Raw genomic sequence first — 24038 nt, 5'->3', positions numbered from 1 at the left:
TCTTCCTTGCGGGAGAAGGATTTGGCGCATGCCATCGCAAGCGAGGCCGAGCCGGTGTCGTGTTCACGCGCGGCGGGCGCCTCTGCTCTTCTCTCCCCAAGAAGGGGGGTGAGAAAGCGACGCCTTCATTCCTCCGCGACCCGTCGTCGCGCACGCAACTTTGATTGTTTCAAATCGGTTTCATCCCGGTAAAATGGCGGCGAAAGCCTTGCTGTGGCGGCCTCGCGCCCCCAGATTGAGGCTTCCAGCCCCAAGGAAAAACCCCTCACCGACGCAGGAGCGCCGATGCCGCATGCCGACAGCCTGATCATCACCCTGGTTGGAGGCTTCGTCCTCGCCTTCGTGTTCGGCATGTTGGCCAATCGGCTGAAGCTGTCGCCCCTGGTCGGCTATCTGGTCGCCGGCGTGGCGGTCGGCCCCTATACGGGCGGCTTCGTCGCGGACACCGAGCTGGCGCCCCAGCTGGCCGAGATCGGCGTCATCCTGCTGATGTTCGGCGTCGGACTGCACTTCTCGCTGGCGGACCTGATGAAGGTGCGCAAGGTCGCCATCCCCGGCGCCCTGGTCCAGATCGCCGCCGCCACCGTCCTGGGCTGGGTCCTGGGGCGTTTCCTGCTCGGGCTCGGCGACGTCGAGGCCCTGCTGCTGGGTTTCTCCCTGTCCGTCGCCTCGACCGTGGTCCTGCTGCGGGCGCTGGAAGAGCGCAAGCAGCTCAAGAGCGACGCCGGACGCATCGCCATGGGCTGGCTGATCGTCGAGGACCTGGTGATCGTCGTCGCCCTGGTCATGATGCCGTTGCTGATCATCGCCCCGGGCGAGACGCTGAGCGGCGCCGAACTGGCCAAGTCCATCGGCTGGACCCTGGTCAAGGTGGCCGGCTTCGTCAGCGTCATGCTGGTGGTCGGCGCCAAGGTCTTGCCCTGGGTGCTGGTGCGGATCGCCCACACCAAGTCGCGTGAACTCTTCACCCTGGGCGTTCTGGCCATCGCCCTGGGCATCGCCTGGGTCGCCTACTACCTGTTCCATTCCTTCGCCCTAGGCGCCTTCCTGGCGGGTCTGGTGCTGAACAGCTCGCCCCTGGGCCACAACGCCGCCGAGCGCTCGCTGCCGCTGCGCGACGCCTTCGCCGTCCTCTTCTTCGTCTCGGTCGGCATGCTGTTCGACCCCATGATCCTGGTGCGCGAACCCCTGGCGGTTCTGGGTGTCCTGGGCATCGTCATCGTCGGCAAGTCGCTGGCCGCCCTGGCCATCACCACGGCCTTCAAGCTGGATCGCGCCACCAGCCTGACCGTCGCCGCCGCCCTGGCCCAGATCGGGGAATTCTCCTTCATCCTGGCCGCCATCTCGGTGTCCCTGGGCGCCATGAGCCGCGAGACCCACGACCTGATCCTGGCCGCGGCCCTGCTGTCGATCTCGCTCAATCCCTTCGTCTTCGCCCTGATCGACCGGATGGGCGGGCGGGTCGTGGTTCCGCCCAAGAAGGAAGAGCCCAAGGCGACCCTGGCGGACGTCATGTAATGAAAAGAGGCCCGGAGATCGCTCTCCGGGCCTCTTCGCATCCGCGTCCTGATAGGGGGGCTTACAGGACGCCGATCATGCTCGCGACCAGGGGATGGCGCACGATGTCGCGTTCAGCCAGGCGGACCACGGCGATCTCGGGCACGGCCTCCAGCCGCTCGGCGATGTCCGAGAGGCCCGACACGCCGGGTAGGAGGTCCGACTGATGCGGATCGCCGGTCACCACCATGGTCGAATGCCAGCCCAGCCGGGTCAGCAGCATCTTGAGCTGGACGTAGGTGCAGTTCTGCGCCTCGTCCACGACGATGAAGGCGTTGTTCAGGGTGCGGCCGCGCATGTAGCCGATGGGGGCGATCTCGATCAGGCCCTCGGCCATCAGGGCCTTGACCCGCTTCATCGACAGGCGGTCCGACAGGGCGTCGTAGAGCGGGCGCAGATAGGGGGCCAGCTTGTCCTCCATGTCGCCCGGCAGGAAGCCGATCGATTCCCCGGCCTCGACCGCCGGGCGGCTCAGGACGATGCGGCCGACCTTGCCCGCCTCCAGCGCCTCGACCGCCTTGGCCACGGCCAGATAGGTCTTGCCCGTTCCGGCCGGACCCAGGGCCAGAACCAGGTTGGCGTGATCGACGGCCGCCATCAGTTCGGCCTGGCCGTCCGACTTGGGCTTCAGCGTCTTGAGATAGCCCTGGTCGCGTTCGTCGTTGGAGGGATAGGGCGACCAGCCGGTGCGGGGCGGCAATCGCCGCACCTTGGCGTCCTGCAGGAACTCCCGCGAATCCAGCACGCCTTCGCGGACCTGATGCTTGATGGCCGAACGCTTCGTCATGAACGCCTCCAGGGCATGAAAAAAGGCGCGCCCGGCAGGGACACGCCTTGGTCGTCAGTGGGGGAGGAGAAGGCCGGAGCCACGCAGCGGCCGCCCGGATCAGTCGCAGGATCGTCGCCGCAGCAGAGGCGTCGTCCCGGAACCGGTCGCGAACACGCCATGCGCATTCTCCAGCATATGACCGGACCGGGCTTGATCCGGCTTCGGATCCGGGGCCGAAATGGCGACCTCGAATCGCATCAACAGAATGATGCTAACGTAGTTTATGAGGGCTTAAAGCCGTCATTTTCTGAAACATAGGTGGTGTTCGGATGAGTGTTTACAGTCTTGGCGACAGCAAGCCGCAGCTTCCGCCGGAGGGCGAATACTGGATCGCGCCGAATGCAACGATTCTAGGGAATGTGATTCTGCACCCCGGCGCCAGCATCTGGTTCAACACGGTTTTGCGAGGCGACAATGATCCCATCGTCATCGGTCCCGACAGCAATATTCAGGACGGCAGCATCCTGCATACCGACGTCGGCTCGCCCCTGACGATCGGTGCGGGCGTGACCGTGGGGCACAAGGCCATGCTTCACGGCTGCACCATCGGCGACAACAGCCTGGTCGGCATCGGGGCGGTGATCCTGAACGGGGCCAGGATCGGGAAGAACTGCCTGATCGGCGCCCTCGCCCTGATCACCGAGGGCAAGGTCATTCCCGACAACTCCCTGGTCATGGGGCAGCCCGGCAAGGTGGTGCGGGAGCTGGATGAGGGGCAGGTCGAGGCGCTGCGGATCTCGGCGCAGCACTACGTTCAGAACTGGCGGCGCTATCAAACAGGCCTGGCGCCGATCTGATCCGTTCGGGATGCCTCAGGATGGCACAAACCTTTTGTCCGTCTGCGCTGATTGTCCTGAAAAGCACGCTTTTCGTGCGGATTTCCGAGGATAGAGAGCGGCCTGCGATTTGCAGAACCCTGCCTACGAACAATGCAGGAGTCCGGGCCCATGCGGGTGGGGATCAAGAAATTGCTGGCAGGATCAGCGGCCTTTATCGGCCTGATGGCTATGGCCGACATGGCCTCGGCCGCGACGGGTTGCGGCAATGGCGGGTGCCAACCGCCGCCGCCGCCGCCGTCGCCGCCTGTTCCGTGCTGTCAGCCGCCGCGTCCGCCGCAGCCGCCCGTGACGCCGCCGACCACGCCTTGCTGCGCGCCGCCGGTGGCGCCGCCCTGCTGCTCGGGCGGGGGCAATGTGAACGTCAACGTGAACGTCAATGCGAACGCCAGCGCCAATGCGACGGCGCGCGCCTATGCCGGATCACGTAGCGGCGCGACGGTGATCGTCGGCGGGGGCGGCGGCGCCTATTTCAACGTCGATCAACCCTATCCGACGACGATCCAGGGCCTGTCGGTTGAAGGCAAGACCATGGAGATGATCCGCGTCCCCTATACGGCCTCGCGCCGCATGGAGAAGCGGGTCGTCATCCAGGCCGTCTGCATCGACGATCGCGCTGTGCCGCATCCCGCCTCGCAGGTGCGTCCCGGCCGTGACGTGGCCATGGACTATGAAGGCGAACTGTATCGCTGCATCGCCGGCACGAAGCTGCAATGGACCATCGCCGACGAGACTGGCGGTCCGGGCGAGACCATCAACTGCAACAAGCGTGAGGCCCTGTGGTACGGCCGCAGCGGTCAACTGGAATGCCGTCCCGAGAAGCAGGAGCGTGACTGTAACGAGCGTTCGCTGCTGCGCCGCTATGGCGCGGGCGTGAAGGTGCTGACCATGATCCGCGAGGAATCCTACACCGAGTATCGCGAAGAGATGGTCGAGACCGCCGGAGCCGTGGCCTCGGGCGCGGTCATCATGCTGGACGGCGGCGTCGGCGGCCGCGTCTTCTGAACAGGGCGTTCAGCCTGGCGTCAGCCGGGCTGAACTAGATTGCCGGCATCGACTCTCCGTCGATAGGCCAAAAGACTTGGGGCCCCGATCCAGTGGATCGGGGCCCCTTTTTGTCCTGACCTTGCGGCTTACTGGGCCGGCGCCTTGTCAGAAACCACCTCGGCCTTCCAGGCGGTGTTCGCCGTCAGGTATTGGCGAGCGGCGGCCTGGATGTCGGCGGCGGTGAAGGATTCTAGATCGCTGATGTGCGTCTGGATCTGCTCCAGCGAAGCCGGTTTGGCGGCCAGATCTTCCAACTGGCCGAGCCAGTACTCGTTCCCGGCCTGGCTGCGGCGCAGGGTTTCGATCACGGGCAGGCGAGCGCGGTTCAGTTCGTCTTCCGTCACCGGCGTGTCCCGCAGCGAAGCGGTGATCGCGTCCACAGCGGCGTAGAAGGCGGGGATCTTGTCCGCAGCTGTCTCGGCCATCACGAAGATGGAGCCGTAGCCCTTGAAGACGTCCGAGGCCGACGAACCGACACGCGGCGAATAGGCCAGGGCCTGCTTCTCGCGGATCTCCTCCAGCACGCGCAGCTTGAAGACCTCCGCCAGGATGTTGACCTTGCGGGCTTCCGTTCGGTCATCGACGGCGTCGGTGGTCGGCCATGCAATGTAGCCGAGCGCCTGTTCAGCCGGACCTGTGTGCGTCAGACGCACGGGCTGTGCGGTCGGCGCCGGGAAGCGGCGCTGGTCCGAACCCGGCAGGGGCTGGGCCGCCGCAGCGCGGGCGGGCAGGGCGGCGAAGGTCGTGGCCACGGCCGCTACTGCATCATCCACAGCGACATCGCCGACCATGATGATGTCAATCGGGCCGGAGGCCAGGCCCTCGGTCACGCCCTGCTTCAGTTCGTCGAGCGTGAAGGCGGCGATGTCGGAAGCGGCGGGCACGGTTTCGCGCTTGTCGCCGCTGGCCAGCAGACCGCCCGCCTGGATGCCGAAGGCCCCGCCGGGGGTGGCGAGTTGTTGGGCTATGATCTGCGGGAAGAAGGCCTTGATCTGCTCGAACGGCGCCGCACGCAGACCTGGATCGGTCAGGTAGGCGGCCAGCACCTGCATCTGCAGTTGCAGATCGACGGGGCGGGTCGCGCCTGTCAGCTGGTAGGCGTCACCGTCGATGGAGAAGCCGGCGCTGTAGATCTTGCCGGTCAGGACGCGGCTCAGCTCGTCGGCCGTCAGCTTGCCCAGGCCGCCCTGGGTGAAGACCATCGGGGCCAGCATCTGCGCCGTGAAACGGTCGGTGGGCAGGCCTTCTTCGCCGATGCCGGTGCGCACCGTCATCAGGATCTGCTCGTCCTTGAAGTCCGTCGGTTTGACCGTAAGGCGCACACCGTTCGGGAAGGTGACGACCGTGGCGCCTACAGCGGCGACCTCGGTGCGGCTGCTCGGGACGGCGACGGCGCCGAAGTCGGCGTAAGGCCACTGCAGTTCGGCCTGTTCGGCGCGGGCGGCGACGGCGACAGTGCGACTGGCTTCCAGAGCCGCAGTGACGCCGGCTTCGCCGCCGTCGATCGCTTCAGGCGTCACGACGAGCGCCAGCGGACCATACCCTTCGAACACGGACTTGACGGCCGTGCTAGCCTGTTCCGCCTTCAGGTCTTTGACCGCGGCTTCGAAGAGGGCGAGGTTTTCCGCTGGGGAAGAGAAGACCTTGTCGTCGTTGGCGGCGGCCAGAAGGGCGTTGGCGAGGCCCGGCGTGCTGCGGGTCGCCGCCGCCTGGACGGCGTTTTCCAGTGCAGTGCGGCTGTCGGCGATTTCACGATCCAGTTCGCCCTGGGTCACGCCGAACAGCACCAGACGGCGTTGTTCCTGCTCGATGGTTTCGAGGGCGCGTTTCAAGCCGCCAGGATTGAAGTTGGCCGAGACGCTGCCCAGGTCGACCGTCTCGAACAGACTGCCCTGACCGGCGCTGGCGCTGATGAAGGGGGGATTGTCGGCGCGGGCGATTTCACCCAGGCGACGGTTCAGCACCGCCAGACCCAGGTTCTGCACCAGGGTTTCGCGACGCTCGGCGATCGTGTCCTGGTCCAGATCGGGATTGCGGATCCAGTTCAGCTGGATCGAGGACTGGATGCCAGGCTCGACCAGGATGCGGGTTTCAGCTGAACGCGGGGCGACGGTTCCCAGATCGGGATTCGGGCCGTCAGCGGCCTTGGGCTGCCAGTCCGAAAAGGTCGCCTTGATCTTGGCTTCCATCTGATCGACATCGAAGTCTCCGACAGCGATCATTGTCGCGCGCGAAGGGCGATAATAGGCGTTGTAGAACTCGACGAAGCGTTCACGCGGGGCCGAGCGGATGATGCTGAGATCGCCGATGGGCAGACGGTTCGACAGGCGCTGGCCGGCCGCCAGCAGAGCGATCTGGGCCTTGATCGAACGCAGGCCGGGGGTGTTGCGCAAGCGTTCTTCACCCTCGATCACGCCGCGCTCGGCGTCGATGTCCTCGGCCTTCATCAAGGCTTCGGAAACCTGTTCGCGCATGATGCGCAGCGAGGTGTCGACGGTCTCGTCGTTGGTGCGCGGCAGCTCCAGCGTATAGGCGGTCTGGTCAAAGCTGGTGAAGGCGTTGGTGTCGGCGCCGAAGGCCAGGCCCAGACGTTCCAGAATGCGCAGCAACTCATTCTCGGGCACGTTGGTCGTGCCGTTGAAAGCCATGTGCTCCATGAAGTGGGCCAGGCCCAACTGGTCGTCGTTCTCCATCAGCGAGCCGGCGTCGATGCGCAGCCGCAGCGAGGCCTGTCCCGGAGGCGTCGCGTTCTTCATGATGGCGTAGCGCATGCCGTTGGGCAGAACGCCGAAACGGACATTGGCGTCGGCTGGAATGTCGCTGGCGGACTGAGCCCAGGGGCTGGACGGCGTGACGTCCTGCGCGACGGCAGGCAGGGCCGCCGCGCCCAGCAGGGCGAGGCTGGAGACGGCAAGCAGCAGGCGGCGAGGGGATCGCATTCAGAAGACTCCGCAGCGTGCGATCAGGCGGCCCCCGAAACTGACTGCGGCCCTGCACGTGATGACGCGCGGAGAAAAGACGTCCGCACGTTTGTCAGGGTGACAAACGTGCTTGACTGCCTCAAGTTACCGAAAGTTAATTCAACCGCCCCCGCCGTTGCCCGTGACGTAGAAGGTCGCGGCGTTGCCGACGGCGTTGGAACCCGCAATGACGTTGCGGCCCTGACCATTGATGGTCGTATTGGTCATGGCGCGGACGTTTCCTGCATTGGTCTGAACATTGTTGGCGTTCAGGTCGCCGCCGCACTGTGCACAGGCGTAGCCAGTGATCGAGTTGCCGGCGGCGTTGGCGCCGACATAGGCGTCATAACCCTTTTGTCCGACGAATGAGGCCGAAGCTTCCACGCCGCCGGTGTTGTTCTGGATGTTGTCGATATCGACATAGATGTCGTTGTTGCCGACAACGACATTATTGCCGATGGCGTCAGCAGCGGCCGTGGCTGCCCCAAAATCATACGAGCTCAGTTCAACGGAGCCGCGGATCTGGGCGCTATTGTCCTGCTCGGTCGTCGTGACCAGCGAGCCGCCCTGATTATAGAAGGCGGCCTGGTTGCCGGCGGCGCGTGCGCGTCCGGTCAGATCCCAGGCGTTGCCGGCCCAGACGCTCGTGTCTGCTTCGACCTCGGCGCCCGACGAGCGCTGACGGACCGTCAGTTCCTGATTGGAGGACGGGCCGGTTGAAACCTGAACCGCGTTGGCGACAGCTTCGCTCGAGAAGTCGGTCGGAGCGGGGGCGTACCGTGGCGAGGCCGTATTGGTCGCCCGCACATCGCCCTTCATGGTCTGGTCGATATTGCCGGTGACGGCGGTGCGGTGGCTTCCCGAAGCAGCGCCTGCCAGGGCGACCGTATTGCCGAAGGCGCCCGAGGCGATCTGACCGCCGCTGATCAGACGAGCATCGACGCCGGTGATGCGCGATGAAGCCGTGACATCGCCGTCGCCGGTCTGTTCTGCTTCGACCGCCATAGGGGCGTTGATCGCCGTGCTCGCCAGGTAGTTGGCCCGGGCCTGGGTGACGCTGGTCACGCGGCCGCGAGTGTCGCCGCCCAGGGTCAGGGTGGTCGAACCGGCCGCGTCGCCCTGCATCGTCTGGGACGAGCGCAGACGAAGGGCGTCGCCCTCAGTGCCTCCGATCAGGCTGTTGCCGTTGGCGGCGGCGGACGAGGTGACCTGGGCGCTGACGTCGACGACGTTCAGCGTCTGTCCGGCCACGACGTCGCCGAGCTGCAACTGGTTGTTCAGGACCAGACCGTGATCCTGGGCGACGGCCGCGTTAGCGGCTGCCGCGCACAGCGCTGTCGCGACGATCGTGCCAGCGAGACGGGTCCGCGCGAGTTTGGCCATTGTTCGTGTCCGTGTTGGCATAGGCGGGATAGAAGCCGCCGGTCGGGCCGACGGGGGTGTCGGCGAGGGGGTCGTTAGCGGGGTTCAGGCAGACTTCCGGGCCGGGGGCGCCGTACAGATTGGCCATGAACTCGACGGTGGCGCGTTCCACCAGGGCGCGGACGGCCAGTTGCACCGGCTCCATGCCGCTGGTGCCGGCCGAGATGTCGAAGACGTTGCCGTTCAGGAAGTCGAACACGCCCGCCGAGATTTCGCGACCGACGATCTGCTTCTGGTAGGAGACGACATCGACGACCTCGAGAGTGGTGGTCTGGACCAGGCGCAGGTCGATCGCGACGTTCATCACGAAGACCTTGCCGGTCAGCAGGCCCGAGCCGCCGCCCTGTTCCACTTCGCCGCCGGCGATGTCGAAACCGCCCGAACGGATGTTGTAGTTCACCTCGGTGATGCCGCCGACGACATAGAAGTCGGAGCCGGGCACCTGACCAGCCAGGATGCGACGGTAGGCGGCGTCCTGGGGCGCGCCGTTCGGCTGGTCGTCGCCGATCAGCTTGTTGTTGGCGTAGCGCAACTCCAGCTCGGAGACCGAGGTGTCGTAGCGCTCGACGATCCGCGCGCCGGCCTTGGCCAGGGCGGTGTTCGCCATCAGCGAGGCGCCTTGCGTGATCTGGCGGCCGCCGTCGGCCGAAACCGTGCCAGTGTAATCGCTGATCCGGCCCACGGCCATACGCGGCGAGGGCAGGTTGTAGCGACGCGCATAGTCGGCCAGGCAATAGAGCGCGGTCGAATAGGGCGTCGGGTTGGACGTCACCGGAGCATTGCCGATCGGCTTGGCGTACTGGCCCGAGGGACCAGCGCTGGTGCTGGCGCAACCGGCCAGCAGGGCGGCGACGGCGGCGACGGCGACAGCGGCGCGAGCGCGCAGGGAGATGTTGGTGCTCATGGGAAAACCAGCGATCCGTTCAGGGCCGTCCCGGCAGTGATGTTGCCGGTATTGGTCTGGGTGGAGTTGACGATGACGGTGTTGCGGTTGCCCTGCACCACCACGTTCAGATTGTTGCCGATGGCGGTCGCGCCGCCGATGTTCGTGCCGCCGGAGCCCGATCCGTTCTGGCCCGCCGAGACCCCGGCGCTGCTGCTGGAGTAGCTGCTGGCCCCGGCCTGGATGATGCCGTCGACGATCAGGCGGTTGCCGTTGGCGTCGCGGGTCGATCCCGTGGCGTTCTGGGCGGTGGTGTAGCGCGAGCCGCCGTAGCCGGCCTGGAACTGGGCGGCGCCGGCCGAGCCCGAAGATTGGGCCGCGACAGCGCCGACGCCGACGATCAGGCTGATCGTCAGGGTCGCTATCGGCAGTGTCAGTCTTTGGGACGGCATGTGAGGCTCCGCAATGTCTATGCGGCTCACTCAGCAACGGTCGTGCCAGACGGAAATGATGGTTTTGGGACGCCTTGAGGTTAACGGCGACATTGTCCATCTAGGCAGGATGCAACAGTCAGCGGACGAACCGGCCGGCGCGCCGCGTGAAAAGATCCTGAACGCTCCCTTTCTGCCGGTCCTGATCGCGACGTCCATGCCTGTGCTTTACTGGTTTCAGGAGCGTTTGCCGGACCAGGGCCTGTCCATGGCTTTCCGCAGCGCCGATCTGGCGCGCGGGCAGTGGGGCGGTCTTTTCACCTCCATGCTGCTGCACGGCGGCTGGACGCATGTGACGATGAACGCAGTCGCCGCCCTGGCTTTCGGCGCGCCGGTCGCCCGGTTTCTGGGAAGGGGCCTCGCGCCCTTGGCCTTCGTTGTTCTCTATATAGCCAGCGGCGTGATAGCGGCCCTGGGCTATGGATTGTGCCATCCCGGGAGTGAAGCGCCGCTTGTCGGGGCGTCGGGAGCCGTGTTCGGCCTGATCGGTGCGGCGACGCGCTTGATGGGCGGCCATGGACGCGTGTCGCCGCTGTTGCATCCGGCGGTCCTGAAGGCGTCGGCGGCGTGGATGGGCGTCAATCTGGTCGTCGGCCTCATCGGCTGGGCGCCTGGCGCCGAGGGAGCCCGCGTCGCCTGGGAGGCGCACCTCTTCGGCTATGCATTCGGCCTGTTGGCGATCGGCCCTCTGGGGCGATGGTTCGGCTCGCCACCGGATTTGCGTCCCGGGGGCGTCTGAGCGATCTTCCCTGTGTAGCGGCCGGTCCGCGGTCGCTTCTCATTCAGACGGGAAGGAGACGCCATGCTGGTCGCCGAGATTCTGAAGGGTAAGGGACAGGTCGTTTTCACCCTGTCGCCCGATGTGGCGTTGGGTGACGCCTGCGGCGAACTTGATCGCAAGCGGGTAGGGGCGCTGATCGTCTGTGTCAGAAATGACGTCGTCGGTGTTTTGTCGGAGCGGGACGTGGTCCGCGCCGTGGCGCAGGACGGGATCGCGGCGCTGGAACGGCCCGTTTCCCACTATATGACGACTGACGTGATCTATGCGCAGCCCACCGAGACCGTCGCGACGCTCATGGAACGCATGACCGACAGGCGAATCCGTCATTTGCCGGTGTTGAGCGGCGACGGCCTGACAGGCATCGTTTCGATCGGAGATGTTGTGAAGTGTCAGATCGCCGAGGCGACCCAGGAAGCTGAAAGTCTGCGGACCTATATTGCGGCGGGATAGGGGGCGGCCTGTTGAATGTCGTGGACTCTGGTTCGTTGAGATAGTTCGTATTTCTGTCATTTGAGGGTTGTGGATTCGGGGCTGTGTCCGTATATCCGCCGCTCGCTCGGGAACGGGCGTGGCGCGGGGTTCGGAGACGGGCTTTGCGAAGTGGATCCGGGGCATTGGTTTCCGGGTTTGCGGAAGGGCTGAAAAGCCTGGTTGACTTGGAGGATTGGTTTCCTTAGAAGGCCGCCTCCGCTGGGGCTCTCGGGTTCCGGGAAGTGTTGAGAAAGTTCTTTAAAAAGAACTGGTTGACACGGAAAATCAGGGGCGCTAAACACCGCCTCCGCCGCGAACGGGCGTTAAACGGTTCGGCCGGTTTTACCGGTTGTGGTCTTTGAAATCGTTGATCTGGAAAGAGAAACGCAGGCGGCGGTGTCCTGGCGAAGTTCTTCGGAACTTTAGTCGACACTGACAATCTGCGGTCTTTTTGAAAAGACATACCATGTAACTGGTCTTCGGATCGGTGACGTGGGATCTCGTCAATAATACGTAGAACTAACGCCAAGACGATTTAGTCGTCTTAAGCTTAGGTCAGATAAGTCAACTCAACCTGAGAGTTTGATCCTGGCTCAGAGCGAACGCTGGCGGCAGGCCTAACACATGCAAGTCGAACGGACCCTTCGGGGTTAGTGGCGGACGGGTGAGTAACACGTGGGAACGTGCCTTTAGGTTCGGAATAGCTCCTGGAAACGGGTGGTAATGCCGAATGTGCCCTTCGGGGGAAAGATTTATCGCCTTTAGAGCGGCCCGCGTCTGATTAGCTAGTTGGTGAGGTAATGGCTCACCAAGGCGACGATCAGTAGCTGGTCTGAGAGGATGACCAGCCACATTGGGACTGAGACACGGCCCAAACTCCTACGGGAGGCAGCAGTGGGGAATCTTGCGCAATGGGCGAAAGCCTGACGCAGCCATGCCGCGTGAATGATGAAGGTCTTAGGATTGTAAAATTCTTTCACCGGGGACGATAATGACGGTACCCGGAGAAGAAGCCCCGGCTAACTTCGTGCCAGCAGCCGCGGTAATACGAAGGGGGCTAGCGTTGCTCGGAATTACTGGGCGTAAAGGGCGCGTAGGCGGATCGTTAAGTCAGAGGTGAAATCCCGGAGCTCAACTTCGGAACTGCCTTTGATACTGGCGATCTTGAGTGTGAGAGAGGTATGTGGAACTCCGAGTGTAGAGGTGAAATTCGTAGATATTCGGAAGAACACCAGTGGCGAAGGCGACATACTGGCTCATTACTGACGCTGAGGCGCGAAAGCGTGGGGAGCAAACAGGATTAGATACCCTGGTAGTCCACGCCGTAAACGATGATTGCTAGTTGTCGGGCTGCATGCAGTTCGGTGACGCAGCTAACGCATTAAGCAATCCGCCTGGGGAGTACGGTCGCAAGATTAAAACTCAAAGGAATTGACGGGGGCCCGCACAAGCGGTGGAGCATGTGGTTTAATTCGAAGCAACGCGCAGAACCTTACCACCTTTTGACATGCCTGGACCGCCACGGAGACGTGGCTTTCCCTTCGGGGACTAGGACACAGGTGCTGCATGGCTGTCGTCAGCTCGTGTCGTGAGATGTTGGGTTAAGTCCCGCAACGAGCGCAACCCTCGCCATTAGTTGCCATCATTCAGTTGGGAACTCTAATGGGACTGCCGGTGCTAAGCCGGAGGAAGGTGGGGATGACGTCAAGTCCTCATGGCCCTTACAGGGTGGGCTACACACGTGCTACAATGGCGACTACAGAGGGTTAATCCTTAAAAGTCGTCTCAGTTCGGATTGTCCTCTGCAACTCGAGGGCATGAAGTTGGAATCGCTAGTAATCGCGGATCAGCATGCCGCGGTGAATACGTTCCCGGGCCTTGTACACACCGCCCGTCACACCATGGGAGTTGGTTCTACCCGAAGGCGATGCGCTAACCGCAAGGAGGCAGTCGACCACGGTAGGGTCAGCGACTGGGGTGAAGTCGTAACAAGGTAGCCGTAGGGGAACCTGCGGCTGGATCACCTCCTTTCTAAGGATGCTTCTCCAGTCTCTCACGAGGCTATTGAGGCTCCGATTTAGTCGGGTGCTTAGGCACACTGACATTATGCGGGACGCCGCCGTCTCCGTTTCTCTTTCCAACCATTCGTCATCACGACCTTGAGCCATGTGGGTTCATGACAGTGATGGCGTGATCGCGAGCCTGGTTGTCTTGGGCTGTCGCGCTGCCTGAAGGCCCGTAGCTCAGGTGGTTAGAGCGTACGCCTGATAAGCGTAAGGTCGGCAGTTCGAGTCTGCCCGGGCCTACCAGCACGACGGAAACCGAAGCTCTCCTGGCTATTCCCTGATTGGGGCCTTAGCTCAGTTGGTAGAGCGCCTGCTTTGCAAGCAGGATGTCATCGGTTCGAATCCGTTAGGCTCCACCATTTCCCTTGGGGCTACCGCCTGGCGGCTACTTGAGCCCCGGCGAGTATCGCGATCAAAACAAGTTTGCAGCTGATCTTCGGATCGTCTGCATTGACATTGTGAAGGAAGAATTTGTCCGGCCCCTCATAGGCTTTCAGGACAGGTTCGAAGAAGACATCGTCTGGCAAGTAAAACCAGGTGTAGGTCCGGCGGATACCTCTTTCCATCCCCCGGGTAGCCTATGCATGGGTTTTGCTGAGAAACGATCAAGCGTTTAAGGGCTTCTGACGGATGCCTTGGCGTAGAGAGGCGATGAAGGACGTGGCAAGCTGCGATAAGAGCCGGGGAGGCGCTAGCACCCTTTGATCCGGCTATTTCCGAATGGGGGAACCCACCTTTACAGTCTTCCAACTCTGCTTTTCGGAGCAGCGATTGGTGGATTGTTGAAAGGTATAATGAGCTGAATACATAGGCTTCATTAAGCGAACCCGGTGAACTGAAACATCTCAGTAACCGGAGGAAAGGACATCAACCGAGACTCCCGTAGTAGTGGCGAGCGAACCGGGACCAGGCCAGTGCTCTTGTGAAATAAAGGCGAACGATCTGGAAAGATCGGCCATAGCGGGTGACAGCCCCGTAGCCGTCAAACAGCAAGAGACTCGAGTAGGGCGGGACACGTGAAATCCTGTCTGAACATGGGGGGACCACCCTCCAAGCCTAAGTACTCCTCTACGACCGATAGTGAACAAGTACCGTGAGGGAAAGGTGAAAAGCACCCCGACAAGGGGAGTGAAACAGATCCTGAAATCGGAAGCCTACAAGCAGTCGGAGCCCCCAAGCGGGGTGACGGCGTACCTTTTGTATAATGGGTCAGCGACTTCATGTGTCGAGCAAGCTTAAGCCGTTAGGTGTAGGCGCAGCGAAAGCGAGTCTGAATAGGGCGCTAAGTTCGACGTATGACGACCCGAAACCAGGTGATCTATCCATGAGCAGGTTGAAGGTTAGGTAACACTAACTGGAGGACCGAACCGGTGAATGTTGAAAAATTCTCGGATGACTTGTGGATAGGGGTGAAAGGCCAATCAAACCTGGACATAGCTGGTTCTCCGCGAAATCTATTTAGGTAGAGCGTCCGACGAATACCCTGGGGGGTAGAGCACTGGATGGTTGCGGGCTGCGCGAGCGGTACCAATACTAACCAAACTCCGAATACCCAGGAGTACTATCGGGCAGACACACGGCGGGTGCTAACGTCCGTCGTGAAAAGGGAAACAACCCTAACCATCATCTAAGGCCCCCAAGTCATGGCTAAGTGGGAAACGATGTGGGATTGCTTTGACAATCAGGAGGTTGGCTTAGAAGCAGCCATCCTTTAAAGAAAGCGTAACAGCTCACTGATCAAGCGATCCTGCGCGGAAAATGTAACGGGGCTAAAGCCATGCGCCGAAGATATGGGTTTGCAGTTTACTGCAAGCGGTAGCGGAGCGTTCCGTAAGCCTGTGAAGGTCAACCGTGAGGTTGGCTGGAGGTATCGGAAGTGAGAATGCTGACATGAGTAACGACAAACAGAGTGAGAAACTCTGTCGCCGAAAGACCAAGGGTTCCTGCGTAAAGCTAATCTGCGCAGGGTTAGTCGGCCCCTAAGGCGAGGCTGAAAAGCGTAGTCGATGGGAAGCAGGTAAATATTCCTGCACCAGCTGGAAGTGACGGATGGCATAACTTGTAAGGGCTTATTGGATTGTCCTTGCAGGGGCGTTGTCCCTGGAAATAACTCCAGCAGAGACCGTACCCGAAACCGACACAGGTGGTCAGGTAGAGCATACCAAGGCGCTTGAGAGAACTGTGCTGAAGGAACTCGGCAAATTGCACGCGTAACTTCGGAATAAGCGTGACTCACCTTGCGCAAGCAGGAATGAGTGGCACAAGCCAGGGGGTAGCGACTGTTTAGCAAAAACACAGGGCTCTGCGAAGCAGCAATGCGACGTATAGGGTCTGACGCCTGCCCGGTGCCTGAAGGTTAAAGGGAGGAGTGAAAGCTCCGAACTGAAGCCCAGGTAAACGGCGGCCGTAACTATAACGGTCCTAAGGTAGCGAAATTCCTTGTCGGGTAAGTTCCGACCTGCACGAATGGCGTAACGACTTCCCCACTGTCTCCAGCACAGGCTCAGTGAAATTGAATTCCCCGTGAAGATGCGGGGTTCCCGCGGTCAGACGGAAAGACCCTATGAACCTTTACTATAGCTTCGCCTTGGCGTTAGCGACCGTATGTGTAGGATAGGTGGGAGGCTATGAAACCGGGGCGCCAGCTCTGGTGGAGCCATCCTTGAAATACCACCCTTACTGTCGTTGACGTCTAACCGAGGGCCGTTATCCGGTCCCGGGACATGGCGTGGTGGGTAGTTTGACTGGGGCGGTCGCCTCCCAAAGTGTAACGGAGGCGCGCGATGGTGAGCTCAGAGCGGTCGGAAATCGCTCGTCGAGTGCAATGGCATAAGCTCGCCTGACTGCGAGACTGACAAGTCGAGCAGAGACGAAAGTCGGCCATAGTGATCCGGTGGTCCCGAGTGGAAGGGCCATCGCTCAACGGATAAAAGGTACTCTAGGGATAACAGGCTGATTTTGCCCAAGAGTCCATATCGACGGCAAAGTTTGGCACCTCGATGTCGGCTCATCACATCCTGGGGCTGGAGCAGGTCCCAAGGGTATGGCTGTTCGCCATTTAAAGTGGTACGTGAGCTGGGTTCAGAACGTCGTGAGACAGTTTGGTCCCTATCTGCCGTGGGTGTTCGAAGCTTGAGAGGATCTGTCCCTAGTACGAGAGGACCGGGATGGACATACCTCTGGTGGACCTGTCATGGCGCCAGCCGTGCAGCAGGGTAGCTAAGTATGGAATAGATAACCGCTGAAAGCATCTAAGCGGGAAACTAACCTCAAAACAAGGCTTCGCTGAGGATCGTGGAAGACTACCACGTTGATAGGCCAGGTGTGGAAGCGCGGTGACGTGTGAAGCTTACTGGTACTAATAATCCGATCGGCTTGATCGTTTCTCAGCAAAACTCATTCGGTTCTACTTGCCGATAACAATACGCGACGATGTCTTCTTCTTCTTGTGTGTCTGGTTGACCCCGTGGCTATGTCGGAGGTTCCACACCCGATCCCATTCCGAACTCGGTCGTTAAGCCCTCCAGAGCCAATGGTACTTCGTCTCAAGGCGCGGGAGAGTAGGTCGCCGCGGGGTCTACCAGATACACAGGAAATAACTGCCACACACAGTCTTCGAACCCCATTCTTCCCTCACTCTCCGCCTTGCCGCGGGATGGAGCAGCCCGGTAGCTCGTCAGGCTCATAACCTGAAGGTCGCAGGTTCAAATCCTGCTCCCGCACCCAAACATCTCAAAGCCCCGCTGACACACTCGGCGGGGCTTTCTGCCGTCCACGCCCAAAACAGCGACGCAACGCCGTCTGGCGCTTCCGTTTGCGGCGGAGTCCGCAACGGGGTGTAAGCAGCCCTGCGAGCTCCTGCCGCTCAGAGGTCCTGGCGCTTTCCGGTCCCTCTGCACAGGGTCTGCACGGGTTTTGTCATGAAGCTCGACCGTTCAATCATCGTGGCTTGATGCCGTGTGACGACAAGGGCGTCTCTGAAAAGGAGGCGCTGTCCGCTCGTGTCCATCTCATCCCTTCGATCCTCCTTCTGGCTGAAGGCCGCTCTAGGACTCCTGCTCGTCGCTGCGGCTGACGCCTTGTTCTTCATGCACCGACCAGGTGCGGCTCTGGGTTGCTTCGCTCTGTCGTGGCTTGGGGCTGCGGCTCTGTTTCGCAAAGGCTGGATCAGAGACCGGCGCGGACTGGCGGCGGCGGGGGCTGCGACGGCTCTAGCCCTGATGATGATCGACAGGCCGAGCTTTCTGACCTGGGTGCTGTTCGGTCTGGCTCTGATGGTCGCGATGCAGTCAGCGCGGGTTCGGCGCGGCGAGGAAGCCTGGCGCTGGACCCAGAGGCTGGTCGTTCATGCCGCCGTGGCTCTGGCCGGACCGTGGATTGATCTCTTTCGACTGAGCCGGGTCAACCGGAAGCGCGGGCGCGCGCTCAATCTGTGGGGAGCGATACGTTTGCTGGCTCTGCCCGTGCTGGGCGGGGGGGTGTTCATGGCCCTGTTCGCCAGTGCAAACCCGCTGATAGGAGAGCTTCTCGCGTATCTGAGGTTGCCGCCGCTGACGGATGAGACGGCGGCTCGGATCATTTTCTGGCTGGGGGCTCTGATTGCTGTCGGAGGAATCCTTCGTCCGCGCTGGCGGCGTCAGTTGATCCCCCTGCCGTCGCTGCAGGGACGCGCGGTCCCTGGCGGCGCGACGGCCTCAGTCACCCTGTCGCTGGTGGTGTTCAACCTGCTGTTCGCTGTGCAAAACGGCCTGGACCTGGCCTTTCTGTGGAGCGGCGCGCCTCTGCCAGAGGGGGTTAGTCTGGCCGAATACGCCCACCGCGGCGCCTATCCGCTGATCGTTACGGCCCTGTTGGCGGGCCTGTTCGTCCTGGTCTTCCTGCGCCCGGGATCCGAGACGGCGACGCGGCCTCTGGTTCGTGGGCTGGTCATGCTCTGGGTCGGGCAGAATCTGTTGCTGGTGGCTTCCAGTCTGCTGCGGACGGCAGACTACATCGAGGTCTATTCCCTGACCCGGTTCCGCATCGCGGCCATGATCTGGATGGTGCTGGTCGGTGCAGGCCTGGGTCTGATCTGCTGGCGTTTGCTGCGGAACAAGAGTGGGAACTGGCTGATTAACGCCAATGTCGGGACGGCGCTGGTGGTGATGGCGATCGTCAGCGCCATCGACCTGGGGGCGGTGGCCGCATCCTGGAATATCCGTCATGCGCGCGAGATCGACGGCCAAGGGGCGCAACTGGACCTCTGTTATCTGGAAAGCCTGAACGGCGCGTCCCTTGTCGCTCTTGTCGAGTTGGAGCAGCGGGTATCTGACCCGGCGCTCAAGGACCGCGTAGCGGCTGTCCGCACCCGTCAGATGACGACAATGCAAGCTCATCAGGCCGAGTGGCGCGGCTGGCGGTGGCGGGACGCGCGGCGGCTGGAGCGCGTGGCGCGTCTGACCGCAGGTCAGCCGTTGGCGACGCCGATCCCAGGTCAGCGTGACTGCGACGGATGGATCATTCCGCCAGCCGTGACCGCCCCCGCGATTGCGCCGCCACCGGCGCCTGTTGCTTCCCCGTTGACCTACGAAGCCGGAGCCTGAACATGGCCGTCATGCAGCGCACAGTCCTGGTCGTCGACGACGACCCGCATATTCGCGACCTTCTGACCTTCGCCCTCGGCAAGGCGGGACTGGCCACGCGCGAGGCCGGGGACGGGGAGGCGGCGCTGGCCGCCATCGCCGAGCGAGCGCCCGATCTGGTGATCCTGGACATCAACATGCCGCGCATGGACGGGATCGAGGTCTGTCGCCGCATCCGTGCGCAGGGTCAGCTTCCGGTTCTGTTCCTGTCGTCGCGCGACGACGAGATCGACCGTATCCTGGGCATCGAACTGGGCGCCGACGACTATGTGGTCAAGCCGTTCAGCCCACGCGAGGTGGTGGCCCGTGTCGCCGCCATCCTACGCCGAGTAAACCTGTCGCCGCCGCCTCCGCCGCCGGGTGCGGTGCGCATCGGCCGCCTGTCGCTGGACACCGATGGCTGGCGTTCGCGCTGGGATGATCGGGAGGTGGCGCTGACCATCACCGAGTTCGGAATCCTGAAGGCCTTGGCGGCGACCCCTCAGATGGTCTTCACGCGCGACGCCATCATCGACCGCATCCATGGACCGGGCTTCGCCCTGACCGATCGGACCATCGATAGCCACGTGCGCAACCTCCGCGCCAAGTTCGCGGCTTTCGGCGCCTCTGACGTCATCGAGACTCGCGCGGGGGTCGGGTATCAGATGGGGCCCTGTCGCGGTCAGGCGGCGTGATCGGGGGCGCTGTTCAACAGGCGCGGGCCTTCGTGCGAGCGCATTGGCCCGCCATGCGCCTGCGCACCATCCTGGTGTCAGTCCTGTTTTTCGCCGCCATCTTGCCGGGCGCCGGGGCCATTTTCTTACGAGTCTACGAGAACACTCTGGTCCGGCAGACCGAGGCGGAGCTGATCGCCCAGACGGCGGCCCTGGCGGCGGCGGCGGAAACCCTGTGGCCCGGCGCTCGAGTTTTCGTCCCGACCGAGGCCCAGCGGGCGGCGCCGGACTATTTTCGTCCAGAGCCGGCGGGCATCGACCTGCGCTCTGATCCCGTGCTGGGGCCGCGTCCCGCGCCGCGTGAGGCATCGACGCCGCCGGAGCCCCAGGCCCTGACCGCCGCAGCGCGCCTGGCGCCGATCATGGAAGAGACCAGCCGCACCACCCTGGCTTCCATCGTCCTGATGGACCGCAATGGGATCGTGGTGCGCGGCTTGGGCAAGGGCGGAACCTGGCGCGATCTCCCCGAGGTCAAGGCCAGCCTGTCCGGTTCGCCTTCAACGGTCCTGCGCCGCAACGCGGCCTACCAGCCGCGATATCAGATGGAATGGCTCAGCCGCGCCTCGGGACTTCGTATCCATCACGCCCGGCCTGTGGTGGTGAACGGTCGGGTCGAGGGCATCATCCTGACCTCGCGGTCGCCGCGCGCCCTGTTCAAGGGCGTCTACCAGGACCGGGGCAAGATCCTGTTCGGGATCATCGCTGTTCTCGGTCTGCTCAGCGTCCTGGCTGTCGTGGTTTCACGCGGCATCGCACGCCCCATCGAGGCCCTGCGTCGGGTCGCCCGCGACGTCACCAACGGCGGGGGGAAGGTGCCGCCGCCGCCCGCGACAGCCGCGGTCGAGATCCGCGACCTTTATGAGGACTTCGGCCGGATGGCCGAGGCCGTGGATCGCCGTTCCCGCTATCTGCGCGACTTCGCCGCCGCGGTCAGCCACGAGTTCAAGACGCCGTTGGCGGGTATCCAGGGCGCTGTCGAACTCCTGCAGGACCACGGCGACGACATGGAAGCGGAGCAACGCAGTCGCTTCCTCGGCAACATCGATTCCGATGCGCGGCGCCTGTCCGATCTGGTGACGCGGTTGCTGGACCTGGCGCGCGCCGACATGGCGCGGCCCGAGGCGGGGGCGGCGGTGGAACTTCAGCCCGTGACGGTCCGCATCGCCGACGGCCTGAAGGGCGGTCTGGCGATCGCTGTCGATCTGCCGGCAGATCTGCCCAAGGTCGCCCTGCCCGAGGCCAGCCTCGAGATGGCCTTGACTATCCTGTTGGAGAACAGCCGTCAGGTGGGCGCGAGCGAGGTCGGCATCACCGCTCGTGTCGAGGCCGATCACGTTCGTTTGCTGGTGGCTGACAACGGGCCGGGAGTGGCTGACGGCGATGTCGAGCGGATCTTCGAACCGTTCTTCACCACCCGTCGCAGCGAGGGCGGCGCCGGTCTGGGTCTGTCGATCGCCCGTTCGCTGCTGCGGGCAAATCACGCCGATCTAGAGTTGGTGACGTCACCGGCCGGAGCAATGTTCCAGCTCTCCTTGCCATGCGTACAGGGGGTGCGCGCTTCATCCTAAGGAGTCCGCGAAAGCTAGCCTTCGCTCGAAGGCGGCCGCTAGCGCTCCGATCTGGACGACGCGCGTACATAGCGATTCAGGAACCTCAGATAGGCTTCCTGAGCCGCCACCCGGTTCTCGCGTCGCCGGAAGCCATGCCCTTCGTCGGGGAAGACCACATACTCGACCGGTGTTCCGTTGGCCCTGACCGCGGCGACCATTTCATCGCTTTCGATCTTGAGGACGCGAGGGTCGTTGGCGCCCTGAACGACCAGCAGCGGTTTGACGATGTTGGCGGCATGGAACAGGGGCGAGATGCGGCGGTGGCGCGCGGCGTCGGTCGCGGGGTCGCCCATCTCGTCATAAAGAGCGGCGCGTCGGGACTCGGGCAGACGCGCGGCCTCCCCCAGGGTGCGGGTCCAGTTGGTGACGCCGAAGATGTCGATCGCCGCCTCAAAGGCCTGGAGATGGAAGGTCTGGGCGGCCAGGGCCAGATAGCCGCCATAGGAGGCGCCCATCACCGCGACCTGATCATCGGCGACCCAGTCCTGGTCGCGCAGCCACTGGCCGCCCGCGACCACGTCGCGCAGGTCGGCCTCGCCGTGAGCACGATTGTCCATGCGGAAGAAGGTCTTGCCGTAGCCTGACGAGCCGCGATTGTTGACCGCCAGGACGGCGTAGCCGTGATTGACCAGGTGCTGGATGATGGGGGAATAGTCGCGGCGCGCCTGACCGCCCGGTCCGCCGTGAACCATGACCACGCCCGGCGTCGGCGCGTCGGTCGAGGCGCCCTTGGGGCGATAGAGGTTGGCCGGGATCGTCACCCCGCCTTCGCCTTGGTAGTGAACGACCACGGCCTCGACGAGGTCGTCCTCCTTGATCGCCGGGTTCAGGGCCTGGGTCAGTCTTCGGGTCTCACCCGTCGACAGGTCGGCGATGAAGACGTCCGCAGGCGAGGTGGAGGAGGACACGGTAAAGACGATTTGTCCTTCGTCTTGGCGGAAACGCACCGCCCCAATGTCGCCCGCTGGAACGCCCTTCAGGGCGATGGGCGCGCCGGTGGTCACGTCCGTGACGGTCATCTCAGTTCGAGCGTCGGCGTTGAAGGCGGACACCCGGTATCGGCCGGATGGTGAGAAGTTGGCGGCGATGACGTCCCAGTCGCCCTTCAGTTCCTCGGTGGTCGCGCCGTCGGCCAGGTTGTAGCGGTAGGCCCGTCCGAACTCCCCCGCGCCGTCAGAGCCGAAGATCAGGGCGGCGGAATCGGGCGTGAAGTCAAAAACGTGATGGCGGATCATGCCGACATGGGGGGTGATCAGGCGCGGCTCGCCGCCCTGGGTCAGATCCGCGAGATAGAGGTCGCTGTCGGCCGAACCGGATTGGCGACGCAGGGCGACCCAGCGTCCGTCGGGCGAGATCGCCTCGATCAGCATGCCGGGGTTCTGGAACAGCAGGCGACTTTCGTAGGTGACGGGATCAAGCGCCAGAATGTCCGGGGCGCGGCGATTCGGCGCTGTGGCCGTGATCCAGAGCGTGGACCGGTCGCCGCTCCAGCCCAGCAGGTTCGACGCGACTCGGCCCTCGGGCGTCAGGTCGCGCAGGCCGCCGTCGCGTTCGCGCGCATAGAGACGTGTGCGTTGGTCGCCGCCTCGGTCCGAGATCACCAGAATCCGCTCGTCTGCGGGGAACCAGCTCAGGGCCTCTATGGCGTTGGTGGTCGAGGTCGTCAGGGCGACCGCAGCGCCGCCGTCCACCGGAACGGCGTAGGCGTTGAACACGCCCGACTGGTCGCTGGTCATCAGGACGAAACGGCCGTCGGAAGAAAAGGCGAGGCCGGAGCCGCCGGCCCGCCGGTGGTCGACCGTTTCGTAGAATTGCGCGGCGGTGTAGGCGGTGGGTCTGGAAGCTGCGGACTCGGCGACGGGGGCGGCGACGGCAGGTTCGGCGGTTCCCGCGGCCAGGACCAGGACGAGGCTGGACGCCAGGCATGCGGAAAGGCGCGCTGGTGAGCGGGTCATGAAAAGTCTCTGCGATGGAGGGATGGAAGGGCGGTCAGGACCGCGGGCGTGGCCGGCTCAGGGCGACGGCGAAGCAGATCAGGAGCCAGAGGCTCGTGCCGAGAAGCAGTTCAGGAAACTCGACTAGCAAGAAGACGGATGTGGTCATGTGGGGTGCAGGGCCCGGCCTCGCTGATCGCTGAGCAGGGATTGGACGATCAGCAGGCAGCCCAGAGCCATGACGAGGACGGCTGTGATCCAGGGGCCGAGCAAGGGACTCTGTATCAGGACTTGCGGGCTCCACCCGCCCAGACCGCCGGCCGCGACATAGCCCGGCGCCAGCATGGCGGGCGTCCAGATCAGGGCCGACAGGACATTGGCGGTATGGAAGCGGCCCTTGCCCATGCCGGTTGCACCGGCCGTCAGGGGTACGACGGCCTGGATAGGGCCGAGGAAGCGGCCAAGACAGATCGAGGCCGCGCCGTAGCGCCGGAAATAGAGGCGGGTGCGGGCCACCGACTTGCGCTGAGACCGCAGGCGTCTGTGGCGCCAGATCGCCGGTCCTGCGCGCCGACCCAGATGATAGGACAGGGCCTCGCCCAGGATCGCGCCGAGGCATCCCCAGAACAGCACCGGCGCCAGCGGCAGGACGCCGGTCGCCGTCAGGACGCCCGCCGTCGCCATCAGGGCGGTGGCCGGCACGAAAGCGCCGACCAGCACCAGGGATTCTCCGAAGGTCATCAGGCCCAGAAGCGGCCCTGCCCAGGCGCCGTGTCGTGCGATGAAGGCGGCGGCGTCTTGAATGAAGCCTTCCATT

Annotated in this window: 15 protein-coding genes, 3 tRNA genes and 3 rRNA genes; 14 read left to right on the top strand and 7 right to left on the bottom strand. The window is 63.5% G+C overall.

The genetic code is table 11. The features are described from left to right. The first annotated feature begins 285 nt into the window (after nt 1–285). The gene (locus ACZ5XO_RS10705; protein ID WP_464162338.1) at nt 286–1518 is read left to right on the top strand and encodes a cation:proton antiporter domain-containing protein; all 1233 of its coding nucleotides are present in this window, start codon (nt 286–288) and stop codon (nt 1516–1518) included. Between the two features lie 61 nt (nt 1519–1579). Here the strand turns inward: ACZ5XO_RS10705 and ACZ5XO_RS10700 are convergent, their stop codons facing one another. Then, on the bottom strand, nt 1580–2356 hold the full coding sequence (locus ACZ5XO_RS10700) for a PhoH family protein (RefSeq protein WP_464164904.1): 777 nt from the start codon (nt 2354–2356) through the stop codon (nt 1580–1582). Between the two features lie 299 nt (nt 2357–2655). Between ACZ5XO_RS10700 and ACZ5XO_RS10695 the strand changes: the two genes are divergently transcribed. Then, a complete protein-coding gene (locus ACZ5XO_RS10695) occupies nt 2656–3183 on the top strand; it encodes a gamma carbonic anhydrase family protein (RefSeq protein WP_464162337.1) in 528 nt (175 codons plus the stop codon). Between the two features lie 150 nt (nt 3184–3333). Further along, nucleotides 3334–4227, top strand: a complete 894-nt coding sequence (locus tag ACZ5XO_RS10690) for a hypothetical protein (protein ID WP_464162336.1) — start codon at nt 3334–3336, stop codon at nt 4225–4227. A 128-nt stretch (nt 4228–4355) separates the two neighbouring features. Here the strand turns inward: ACZ5XO_RS10690 and ACZ5XO_RS10685 are convergent, their stop codons facing one another. From ACZ5XO_RS10685 to hfaA, 4 genes are all read right to left on the bottom strand, one after another. Next, nucleotides 4356–7208: a M16 family metallopeptidase gene (locus ACZ5XO_RS10685; protein WP_464162335.1), complete on the bottom strand. Its 2853-nt coding sequence runs from the start codon at nt 7206–7208 to the stop codon at nt 4356–4358. Nucleotides 7209–7349: 141 nt separating this feature from the next. Then, a complete protein-coding gene (hfaD, locus tag ACZ5XO_RS10680; protein WP_464162334.1) occupies nt 7350–8612 on the bottom strand; it encodes a holdfast anchor protein HfaD in 1263 nt (420 codons plus the stop codon). Beyond that, complete coding sequence (hfaB, locus tag ACZ5XO_RS10675) at nt 8542–9555, bottom strand: holdfast anchoring protein HfaB (protein ID WP_464162333.1); 1014 nt, start codon at nt 9553–9555, stop codon at nt 8542–8544. The genes hfaD and hfaB overlap by 71 nt, the downstream gene beginning before the upstream one ends. Then, the gene (hfaA, locus tag ACZ5XO_RS10670; protein WP_464162332.1) at nt 9552–9986 is read right to left on the bottom strand and encodes a holdfast anchoring protein HfaA; all 435 of its coding nucleotides are present in this window, start codon (nt 9984–9986) and stop codon (nt 9552–9554) included. Before hfaA ends, hfaB begins: the two co-directional genes overlap by 4 nt. A 13-nt stretch (nt 9987–9999) precedes the next feature. Between hfaA and ACZ5XO_RS10665 the strand changes: the two genes are divergently transcribed. The 11 genes from ACZ5XO_RS10665 to ACZ5XO_RS10615 all read left to right on the top strand — a co-directional run bounded on the left by ACZ5XO_RS10665 (nt 10000) and on the right by ACZ5XO_RS10615 (nt 21245). Continuing rightward, on the top strand, nt 10000–10764 hold the full coding sequence (locus tag ACZ5XO_RS10665) for a rhomboid family intramembrane serine protease (protein ID WP_464162331.1): 765 nt from the start codon (nt 10000–10002) through the stop codon (nt 10762–10764). 63 nt (nt 10765–10827) lie between these two features. Continuing rightward, nucleotides 10828–11256 carry a CBS domain-containing protein gene (locus ACZ5XO_RS10660; protein ID WP_464162330.1) on the top strand — a complete coding sequence of 143 codons (429 nt, stop codon included), beginning with the start codon at nt 10828–10830 and terminating at the stop codon, nt 11254–11256. 591 nt (nt 11257–11847) lie between these two features. Next, a 16S ribosomal RNA gene (locus ACZ5XO_RS10655) occupies nt 11848–13308 on the top strand. 201 nt (nt 13309–13509) lie between these two features. Then, nucleotides 13510–13586 (top strand) — tRNA-Ile (locus tag ACZ5XO_RS10650). 40 nt (nt 13587–13626) lie between these two features. After that, nucleotides 13627–13702: transfer RNA gene (locus ACZ5XO_RS10645), tRNA-Ala, on the top strand. 244 nt (nt 13703–13946) lie between these two features. Beyond that, nucleotides 13947–16726 (top strand): 23S ribosomal RNA (locus ACZ5XO_RS10640). 79 nt (nt 16727–16805) lie between these two features. Then, nucleotides 16806–16920 (top strand): 5S ribosomal RNA (rrf, locus tag ACZ5XO_RS10635). The 16S, 23S and 5S rRNA genes sit together here with 3 tRNA genes alongside, the layout of an rRNA operon. Nucleotides 16921–16992: 72 nt before the next feature. After that, a tRNA-Met gene (locus tag ACZ5XO_RS10630) sits at nt 16993–17069 on the top strand. 497 nt (nt 17070–17566) lie between these two features. Then, nucleotides 17567–18925, top strand: coding sequence for a DUF4153 domain-containing protein (locus ACZ5XO_RS10625; RefSeq protein WP_464162329.1), 1359 nt, complete (start codon nt 17567–17569; stop codon nt 18923–18925). Nucleotides 18926–18927: 2 nt separating this feature from the next. After that, nucleotides 18928–19638, top strand: coding sequence for a response regulator (locus tag ACZ5XO_RS10620; RefSeq protein WP_464162328.1), 711 nt, complete (start codon nt 18928–18930; stop codon nt 19636–19638). Nucleotides 19639–19691: 53 nt separating this feature from the next. Continuing rightward, nucleotides 19692–21245: a sensor histidine kinase gene (locus ACZ5XO_RS10615; RefSeq protein ID WP_464162327.1), complete on the top strand. Its 1554-nt coding sequence runs from the start codon at nt 19692–19694 to the stop codon at nt 21243–21245. A 38-nt stretch (nt 21246–21283) separates the two neighbouring features. Here ACZ5XO_RS10615 and ACZ5XO_RS10610 read toward each other — a convergent pair whose 3' ends face one another. Both ACZ5XO_RS10610 and ACZ5XO_RS10605 read right to left on the bottom strand, forming a co-directional pair. After that, nucleotides 21284–23242 (bottom strand): S9 family peptidase, encoded by a 1959-nt coding sequence (locus ACZ5XO_RS10610; protein ID WP_464162326.1) that lies wholly within the window; start codon nt 23240–23242, stop codon nt 21284–21286. Nucleotides 23243–23386: 144 nt separating this feature from the next. Then, nucleotides 23387–24037, bottom strand: a complete 651-nt coding sequence (locus tag ACZ5XO_RS10605) for a DedA family protein (protein WP_464162325.1) — start codon at nt 24035–24037, stop codon at nt 23387–23389. Nucleotide 24038: the final 1 nt, after the last annotated feature.

This window comes from Brevundimonas sp. T2-11, assembly GCF_055397675.1.
Note: the sequence above shows the minus strand (reverse complement) of the source record. Positions and strands in the feature narration are given on the sequence as shown.